The sequence below is a fragment of the Thalassospira sp. A3_1 genome, assembly GCF_017744215.1.
GTDB classification, from domain to species: Bacteria; Pseudomonadota; Alphaproteobacteria; order Rhodospirillales; family Thalassospiraceae; genus Thalassospira; species Thalassospira lucentensis_A.
Genome location: NZ_JAGHQQ010000004.1, coordinates 307,367 through 316,350, shown reverse-complemented (window position 1 = coordinate 316,350; position 8,984 = coordinate 307,367). Strand labels below are relative to the sequence as shown.

Genomic DNA, 8,984 nt, shown 5'->3' with positions numbered 1-8,984 from the left:
TAACCTGAAGGTCGTAGGTTCAAATCCTGCCCCCGCAACCAACTTTAAAAAAGCCTGCCCTCGTGGCGGGCTTTTTTAATGTTCGTTTGCCAGGTGGATGTGGATTGGAAGATCGCAAACAGGCCAAGCCTGTTGGCTAAGGTTCTTTGCGGAGCCCACAAGGGCGGAGCTGAGCGAACAAAGTGAGCGCTAATCCTGTCCCCGAAACCTGTAAAAAGATCCTCTCGCTTATCATTCCGGACGCATCAGGGTGTCCCGTATCAAACCAGTCGTGCGCTCGGAAACTGTTTGAGCAACATCTCGCATTCTAAGTCATTCATCAGGCACATTGCGGTCGTCAGGCCATCCGCCAGGGCGGCTTTCGGGGCCGTGACACTGATGCTGTCACGGCGGCTTTTTGCCGGAAGCCCTGTTCGCGGATTGAGGATATGTCCGATCAGGCCATCCTGATCAAAGAATGTCCCGTTTGGCAATGAGGTTGCCAATGCGTTGTCCCGCAACATCACAGCATCTTTTTTGATCTGTGACCCGGTATTGATGGCAACAGCCCATGGCTTGTCGTCGGGGTGACCGCCAATTGCAGAAAACTCGCCGGTATTGATCAGAACATTCGTCAGTCCTGCGCCGCGCAAAAGGGTGGCGATCCGGTCCGCAATATAGCCCTGCGCAACGCCGTTCAGGGTAATTGCCATGCCCGATTGCGTAAATGATATCTGGTTCGAGGTTATCGAAATCCTGTGCCATCCGGTCTGATTCAGGACCTGTTTGATCAAAGCGGGGGCCGGGGCATGCCCGTTGGCATAGCTTTCGGCATATAGTTGCCAGATCGGCTGAATGGTTGGATCAAAAAGGCCGTTGCTGGCCTGATGGATAAGGCCGCACATGCCAAGACATTCCAGCAGCTCGAACGGTGGGGTATCGACCCTTCCGGTGGAGTTTAACCGAAACAGGGCTGAGTGGGGCCGATACAGGCTGAATATATTCTCCAGCCTGTCAAGTTCGCTTCGCGCACGGTCAAGGATACTGTCTGCATTCGGGTGTGATAGCGTGATCGAGGCCGCAGCCCCCATTGCGACCCCCGTCCAGCTTTGGAGAGGGTGTTTTGCCGGTGTGGCCCACGCGGCAAGGGGAACACTGCCAAGAACACCGGCAGCCGCAGAAATACTTAAAAACCGACGTCGTGAAATGGTGGGCATGGCGAACCTCATTCTGTGCGAAGTTTTTCAAGGCGGGAGCGATAATCTTCGTCATCTGGCAGGGTCGCTGTTTCATTGACCCGCGCAGATGGTGCGGCCGACGCATTGCCCAGAACCAGTGCATCGCTGATATCGGTCAGCATCATGACCCGGCCGCCATGCTGGCGGGCAAATGTCATGGCATCTTCCTGCCCTGAGAACGGGACGAGTTCGGCGGACCCCATGCCGCCCGATTTGTTCGATCCCACCACATAATAGGCCGATATCGCCGGTATCCAGTTATCCGGACCGACATTGTTCCATTCCGACGCCTTGGACATATCGGTTACGTAAACGGCGCGGATTTTATAATTCTGTTCGGGCATGCGTTCATAAGCCACACCATCACGCACCTGACTGAAAAACAGTGGATAGGGCAGCCCATCCAGATGGATCTGTGCCTTGGGACCGGCATGTTCCAGAATATTCATCTGGCAAAAATGTCCAACGGCTTCTTCTGTCAGGGCGACCGGTGGCGGCATGTCATCCGTGATCTGATCCTGACAGCCAGTCAGGATCAAAAGACTACCTGCAATCAGCAGCCACGATGCGTGCTTTGATCGGGTTATCATGGCGTTACCTTCCGGAATGTCAGCCAGGCAATGGTTGTTGCGACGATGGGCCAGACAAGGATGGAGATCAGGGCGTGAACAGGCGGGATGCTGTTGGCTGCGCCTGTCAGGCCGGTGGCGGCGGCAGCGGCGTCCGATACGGCAAGATTATAAATCCGGAAGGCATCAGCCGGATTGCCGAGCAACAGCAAGGGGAAATAATCGGTGGTGAATTTCCCGCCGTCATCCGCAACAATTGCCGTCAGAAGACCGAGGTCATAAAGTACAATCAGCACCAGCCACAGACCGATCACCAGACCTGCGGCAGCACCCGGACGACGGGCAAAGGCCGATATGCCATATCCAATGCCGATGAACGTCGCGCCCAAAAGGATGGATGTCCAGAAAAGACGCAGCAATGCCGGTACGCCCCTGATTGCATCGGGGTCGGCGGCCATTGCCGTAATGGCGGCAATACCGTACCCGGCAGCAACCGCGATGGCGAGGATCGCCAGATGGGCCGTGAATTTTCCAAGGATAAGGGCCGCGCGCGACACGGGATAGGTCAGAACAAGTGACAGGGTGCCACGTTCGATTTCCCCGGCAATCGCATCAAAGGACAGCAAAAGTGCGACCAACGGGACAAGATACACCGTAAGCGAGGTCAGGCTGGCGACTGTCACCGAAAGTTTGTCTACCCCGAGTGCCCCGGTTGGCGCACTTCCGGCAGCAGACAGAACAAGCGAGAACAGCACCATCATTGCCACGGCAATCGTGATCCAGCGGTTGCGGAAGGCAATGACAAATTCGGTTCGGGCCGATGCCATAATACGGTTCATGCGCCACCCCCTTTACTGAAATGGCTGTAAATGTCTTCCAGACTTGGCGGGATAATGTCGACATCATCCACCAGTGACCCAAGTGCGGAAATATCCCCCAGCCGGGCAAGCTTTTCATCGGAACGACAGACCAGATCGACCATGACGCCGTTGCGCCGTCCTGCCGAAAGTTTCCGGGCAACCTCATCGGCCTTGCCGTTTTGTACTGATATCTGCAGGCGGATAGGCAGGGATGCCCGCCGTCGCAGACTTGCCAGCGTATCGTTGGCCACCATGACCCCAGATGAGAGGATCACAATCCGGTCGGTTCGGGCTTCAACTTCGGTCAGGGCATGGGAGGAAAGCAGGATCGCGGTTCCCTGAGCGGCAAGATCATCCAGAATGGTATAGAAATCCCGCCTCGAAACCGGGTCCAGCCCGCTTGTCGGTTCATCAAGGACCAAAAGCCGCGGTGTTCCGATCAAGGCCTGTGCCAGGCCGACGCGTTGGCGCATGCCTTTGGAATATGTTCCGATCCGTCGTTTTGCCGCGGCCCCCAAGCCGACACGCTCCAGAAGGGGCATCGCCTGGCTGGTGCTTTCACCGCGTAAACGAAGGTAGTGACAAAGTTGCTCCTGCCCGGTCAGGGCCGGATGAAACGCAGCGTTTTCGGGCAAATAGGCGGCGCCGGTTCTGGCTGTGTGGCTGCCCGGGGCTGCGCCAAGGACAGATGCAGACCCCAGATCGGCCGGGATCAGTCCGAGGATGATCTTCATCAATGTCGATTTGCCGGCCCCGTTATGGCCGAGCAATGCAACACGTTCTCCGGCGTTTACATCAAAGCCGACCGCATCAAGAACGGTATGGTTCCCGTAACGTTTAGTGACCTGCGAGAGTGTCAGACACATTTTCAGTCCTTTCAGGCAGCCATATGGGGGTGGTGCGGGCAGCAGCTTCTAGTGTGACGATATTGTCGGGAACGGGAATGCTGATCGGTTCCATCAGCGGGAAGCTATCGATAACCCCGCCGGGCAGAATGGCCGGGAAGTGTGCCTGGCTCCAGCGGATCAGTTGAACCGCCGGTGAGCCCAGCAGCATTCCGGCAGCCGGTTGTGACCACAGGATATGGTCCATAAGGTCATTGGGACGGAACCGGCTATCGGTGATGCCATTGCCATCAAGATCGAATGCCGGATGATCCGACCAGAAATTGCCCCGGCCATCGAAGCTCCACTCCACATTACGGGTACCGACATACTTGACCTGGGTCTGGTTGGCGATGAAGGCATTACCGGTCATTGCATTGCTTTCCGAACCGGCGGTGAAATGAATGCCGATACCACAGCCTTCAAACCGGTTGTCGCCGATCAGGTTGTGATGCGCGTTATAGATAAACAGGCATTTCCCGCCGGTTCCACGCACCATGTTCCCGACCAGATCGGATTTGTTGGTGTAATTCAGCATCAATCCCTGATCGCGGTCGGCGAGTGAAAGGTTGTCGCGCACTATAATGCGGTTGGAATACATCAGGGCAAAACCAAGATGATTGCCTACCGATACATTCCCCGAGATTTCTGAGTCATGGGCATACATGTAATGCACGGCAAATCGCAGATCGTGCATCAGGTTATTGCGGAAAATTCCGCGTTTGGATGTGTTTACGAAAATACCGTCACGGCCATATTGGATATCGTTTTTTTCGACCAGCGTGCCGGGCGCGTTCCAGACATAAATACCATTGCCCCGGGAGTTGATTCTGTGATCACGCCGCCCGACGATGATATTGTTGCGAACCGTGGCATCCGTGGCACCGTGAATATCAACACCATACAGGTTGCCGAGGAGTGTGTTCCCCTCGATCAGGATGCGTGCGGCGGTGCGGTGCAACTGAATACCGGAATCAATGGTTTCGTGCGATGACCCCGACCCGGTGATTTCAAGGTTGCGAATGGTAATGTCCGAGCCGGTTATGGTGATGACACTTCCGGTCCCGTTGCCGATAATTGTTGCCTGGTTTCGGCCATCAATCGTAATTGGTTTGTTCAGTTCAACCGGCCCCTGATGGTAGCCGGAATCAAGAAAAAGCACATCGCCGGGGGCCGCCCCGGCGATGGCTGCGGCGAGCGCGCCGTCTGTTGACGGCACGGATTGCGTCGCGGCAAAAACCTGCAGCGGCAAAACAATCAGGGCCAGAATCATCAGGACGGAGCGCATCATGATCATCAGCTCCGCGGTTCGACAAACATGCGCCCGCGCATTTCCATGTGCAGGGCATGGCAGAACCACTGGCAGTAATACCAGTAGACACCGGGTTTGGACGCAACAAAGGTTGCCGATGCCGTGGCTTGTGGCGCGATTTCAAAGGCCACACCGTGATCACCCATGGTGAAGCCGTGAGTCAGATCGTCGATGTCATCCATGTTGGTCACGATTACCGTGACCTCATCCCCTTCCTTGACGGTAAAGGATTCAAGGCTGAATGTCGGTGCGCTACTGGTCATGTAGACACGCACCTTGTTGCCATCGCGGATAACCGTTTCGGCCCATTCGTCGATATTGACGCCATCGGCCTCGGCCTGTGCGCGGGTTTTTGCCCACATCGGGTCCTGACGGTTCCATACACTGACCGGATTGACCACAGAACGGTGCACAATGATCGAATCATGGGGTTCAGCGAAGGTCGGGCCGTCATGAACCAGAACAAGGTCGTCACCCTGCATCGAGAAAAGCTGTTCGTTTTCCGGTTTCAGCGGACCGACATTCAGGAACCGGTCCTTCGAGAACTTGTTCATCGAAATGAACCATTTCCCGTCTGCTTCCAGGGTTTCACCCATCGAGGTGGAGTTGTGACCTGGCTGATAATGCACATCGACCTTCTTGATGATTGGGTCGACCTGCTCGCCAGCATAGGCACGCACGGCATTTTCGATGTTCCATTTGACCACCTGGCTGTCAAGGAACAGGGTGGTCAGCGCGTTGCCCTTGCCGTCAAATGCGGTATGAAGCGGACCAAGGCCAAGTTCCGGTTCGGCAACAACAGCAGAGCGGGGTTCCGCACCGTCATAGAACACGGCATCAAGCTTGGTGACATCGATCACCGACACCGTCGGGGACAGCTTGCCTGCGATACACAGGTGTTTCCTGTCTGGTGCCATGTTACAGCCATGCGGGCTGTTGGGGATCGGGATGTAACGGGTATAGTTCTTGTTCTTGCCCTTACGACCGTCGATGACTTTGACGCCATTGAGCTCGATGTAGTCGCCGGCGGCGATACCTTTTTCGATCTCCTTGAGGTTAAAGACGACGACGTGATCAAGCTCGGATGCGGTCATTTCCGCAAGGTTCATGCCCATTTCCGAGTTGTAGCTGGTGGAAAACGCGTATTTCCCGTCGTAGTCGGCATCGGTGTTATCCAGGTTGCCCGATACCATGACCTGCCAGGCAACCTGCATTTCATCTGCATCGATTGCCGTATAGAAGTTCACATATTGTGATGGATCATTCAGTACCTTGCCGTCATTGACCATCGGGGTTTCGTCCTCGCCATTGGCAAAGACATAGTTGGTGCGCGGCCATTTTTGCGGACGGAGGCCATGAATGGCCTTGGCGTTCGGGATTTCAAGGATTTTGTCGGTTTTCATGACGTCGCAACGGACACGTGCTACACGTGTGTTTGCCTTGTCATTCATGAACAGGTACCGCCCGTCATATTTTCCTTCGGTAAAGGACATATGCACGTGGTGAAGATCACCGTTATCATGGACTTTCTTGCCGTTTGCGGCCAGATAATCCCTGGTTTTGGGCAACATGTTTTCGGTCAGGACATTCAGGCTTTCATTGGTTTGCCCCCAACCGGTTGCCGAACAGCGGTTAAAGACAGGAACGCGCATCAGTTCGCGCATGGACGGGATGCCCAGAATGCGCATTTCACCTGTCTGGCCCGATGACCAGAAGCCGTAATACTCGTCAAGCTGTCCGGGGGCGAGGCTTGCCCCGGCAACGGTGGAGGCCTGCGCACTTCCAGCAGAAAGTGCGGTTGCGGCACCCGTCACCCCGCCAACCATGGCCAGGCGTGCAGCGCCAGCAGCACCGGCAAAGGCAGCGCCACCAGCTGCTGCAGTCAGCAGACCACGACGGGTAACACCGGTTTTTTCGGTATTGTCAGACATCACGATTTCTCCTTGGGATTGTGCTTTGTTGTCTGGGTCCGGTTCAGCGCTTTTTGTGCGCCTTCCATGCTTGCCAAAAGGCTTTCCTGCCGCTTGAGCTTCTTAATCACGACCGGACAGATTTTTTTGCTTTGATACAGCACTTGGCAGTGAAGACAGTTGTGACACTCGTTCGGGTTGATTTCTCCTGTTGGGTGGATGGCCTGGACCATGCATTCATGCGCACAGGTCTGGCACGGGCTCCCGCATTCCTTGTAGCGTTTGAGCCAATCAAACATGCGGATACGCGCCGGGATCGCCAAAGCTGCGCCCAGCGGGCACAGATACCGGCAATAGAATCGTTCGACGAAAAGTCCGGCGCCAAGAAGGGCAAGGGCATAGAGAATAAACGGCCAAGCCCGGTCGAATTTAAGGATGATGGCGGTCTTGAAAGGTTCGACTTCGGCCAGTTTTTCGGCTTGGTCAATGCTGGCCAGCATGGTGCCGAAAAGACCAAGGAAGATGATGTATTTCACCGCCCACAGCCGTTCATGCAGCCCCCAAGGCAAAGTCCATTGCGGAATGTGGAAAAGCTTTGCAATTCGGTTGGTCAATTCCTGCAGGGCGCCGAATGGGCAAAGCCAGCCGCAATATGCCCCGCGACCCCAGAAGATCAGGGCGGCTGCGACCGAGAACCACAAGATAAAGGTCAGCGGATCAAGCAGGAAAGCTTCCCATGTAAATCCGGTCACGAGTGAATTGGTCAGCGCCATCAGGTTCACGACTGAAAGCTGAGCATTGGCGTACCAGCCCAGGAACACCAGTGTCACGGTCAGGAATGATATACGGAACCAGAAGGTGAATTTTGCCGAACGTGTCAGGATGTTCTGGAAGAAGAATGCGAGCGTCAGGGTAAAGAGCATGATGCTGAGCACCACGATCTCGATCGTTTTGTCGTGCCAGATGCGTTGCCACAGTGCGGTTTTTGCTGCCTGTTCATCCGTTTCAAGTGTTGACGGGGCTTGAGAGGCGGCCTTCTGTTCCGGTTTCACCACCTTTTTCAGGTATGTTGCAGGCGGTTGCCAGCCCATATCAAACGTGGTGTAAAGACGTTCAACCGCACCGATATCGCGATGGACCAGAAGTTCCAGACGCCATGGCTGTGTCGGATCGAAATCGTTCGACGCCGGAATCTTGAACAGATCCATTTCTGTCAGTTCCGGGGCTCCGCCGACCATGATATCGCCAACGCGCCGGTGGTTCCGGTCGCGGAAACGCACGGACATGTCGCCCTGAATCAACTGAATGCGGTCGAACAACCCGCCACGGACATAGCCCGATCCCTTGAAGGAATATTGCCCCCGTCCAGCGACAAGAATGGCTTCTTCACCTTCCTTGAGCCATGATTTGAGGTTGTTGTAGCCGCGCTCACCAAGTGTTGCCCTGCCAATTGCCGGAATGCTGACAAGGGTGGCATACATGTCGATGAAGGTTTCTGCAGGGTCGGCTGTGATCGGGCGTTCGGTAGCCCGCGGGTCATCCATGGCGGCAAAGGCATCATTGACCTGCCCGACATCAAGCGACATGCGCCGCAACGTTCCGTCCCCGACCATTGTCTGCCAGTCGGCCGGGGCCGAAGCGTCCGGATTAATCTTGAACTGCGGTCCGGTTGTTGCCGTCGGGGTGCTCAACCCGCCAAGGCCAAGGGCCCGCGCCACCTTGATACCCGATCTGAGGATCGAGTCATCAATAACCATAATGGTCACGGTGGCACCGGAAATAATGTTCAGCTCATGGTCCGCGCCCTTGGCTGCCTGGACCAAATCAAAACCGATATACCCCTCGGTCAGTGCGGCGATACGCTCTTCGGGAATACCGATCAGGACAATCGGTTCTGAATGTTTGACCAGTTTGACGCCGATGACCTTGGCATCGTCGTCAACCGCAGCCATCACATGGATTGGTTTCCCGGAATAGCCGGTGGTGCCGACAAAATCGGATGTGATAAAGGCCCAGCCGATCCTGGTGCCGTTCTTAAGTACCGGGGCGACCGGATTGTGTGCATCAATCGGACCATAGCCATCTGCCCCATCAACCAGCGATGCGGCGGGAACCTTGCCAATGAATTGTGCCAGAACCGGGTTGTTCTGGGCGTGTGCGTCAGATGGCGCGAACAGAACCGGAAACAGGATGCCCATTGCAAAAAGCAACATGCCAGACAGGATGTACCGG

At 55.6% G+C, this 8,984-nt stretch carries 7 protein-coding genes; all 7 read right to left on the bottom strand.

Going from position 1 to position 8,984, the window contains the following annotated elements:
- Positions 1-260: 260 nt before the first annotated feature.
- From J7395_RS18105 to J7395_RS18075, 7 genes are read right to left on the bottom strand one after another with little or no spacing between them, the layout of a single operon-like run.
- Positions 261-1,196, bottom strand: coding sequence for an FAD:protein FMN transferase (locus J7395_RS18105; protein ID WP_209222951.1), 936 nt, complete (start codon positions 1,194-1,196; stop codon positions 261-263).
- Between the two features lie 8 nt (positions 1,197-1,204).
- Positions 1,205-1,807, bottom strand: coding sequence for a nitrous oxide reductase accessory protein NosL (locus J7395_RS18100; protein ID WP_209222949.1), 603 nt, complete (start codon positions 1,805-1,807; stop codon positions 1,205-1,207).
- On the bottom strand, positions 1,804-2,625 hold the full coding sequence (locus J7395_RS18095; protein ID WP_209222947.1) for an ABC transporter permease subunit: 822 nt from the start codon (positions 2,623-2,625) through the stop codon (positions 1,804-1,806). Before J7395_RS18095 ends, J7395_RS18100 begins: the two co-directional genes overlap by 4 nt.
- On the bottom strand, positions 2,622-3,512 hold the full coding sequence (locus J7395_RS18090) for an ABC transporter ATP-binding protein (RefSeq protein ID WP_209222945.1): 891 nt from the start codon (positions 3,510-3,512) through the stop codon (positions 2,622-2,624). Before J7395_RS18090 ends, J7395_RS18095 begins: the two co-directional genes overlap by 4 nt.
- Complete coding sequence (locus J7395_RS18085; RefSeq protein ID WP_209222943.1) at positions 3,484-4,821, bottom strand: nitrous oxide reductase family maturation protein NosD; 1,338 nt, start codon at positions 4,819-4,821, stop codon at positions 3,484-3,486. The genes J7395_RS18090 and J7395_RS18085 overlap by 29 nt, the downstream gene beginning before the upstream one ends.
- 5 nt (positions 4,822-4,826) lie before the next feature.
- Positions 4,827-6,773 carry a TAT-dependent nitrous-oxide reductase gene (gene nosZ / locus J7395_RS18080; protein WP_209222941.1) on the bottom strand — a complete coding sequence of 649 codons (1,947 nt, stop codon included), beginning with the start codon at positions 6,771-6,773 and terminating at the stop codon, positions 4,827-4,829.
- On the bottom strand, positions 6,773-8,965 hold the full coding sequence (locus J7395_RS18075; RefSeq protein WP_209222939.1) for a NosR/NirI family protein: 2,193 nt from the start codon (positions 8,963-8,965) through the stop codon (positions 6,773-6,775). Before J7395_RS18075 ends, nosZ begins: the two co-directional genes overlap by 1 nt.
- Between the last annotated feature and the right edge of the window lie 19 nt (positions 8,966-8,984).

Bases quoted from the DNA above. Each gene is read 5' to 3' on its own strand.
- J7395_RS18090 (WP_209222945.1), bottom strand. From the start codon at position 3,512: ATGTGTCTGACACTCTCGCAGGTCACTAAACGTTACGGGAACCATACC.
- J7395_RS18105 (WP_209222951.1), bottom strand. From the start codon at position 1,196: ATGCCCACCATTTCACGACGTCGGTTTTTAAGTATTTCTGCGGCTGCC.
- J7395_RS18075 (WP_209222939.1), bottom strand. From the start codon at position 8,965: ATGTTGCTTTTTGCAATGGGCATCCTGTTTCCGGTTCTGTTCGCGCCA.
- J7395_RS18095 (WP_209222947.1), bottom strand. From the start codon at position 2,625: ATGAACCGTATTATGGCATCGGCCCGAACCGAATTTGTCATTGCCTTC.
- J7395_RS18100 (WP_209222949.1), bottom strand. From the start codon at position 1,807: ATGATAACCCGATCAAAGCACGCATCGTGGCTGCTGATTGCAGGTAGT.
- nosZ (WP_209222941.1), bottom strand. From the start codon at position 6,773: ATGTCTGACAATACCGAAAAAACCGGTGTTACCCGTCGTGGTCTGCTG.
- J7395_RS18085 (WP_209222943.1), bottom strand. From the start codon at position 4,821: ATGATGCGCTCCGTCCTGATGATTCTGGCCCTGATTGTTTTGCCGCTG.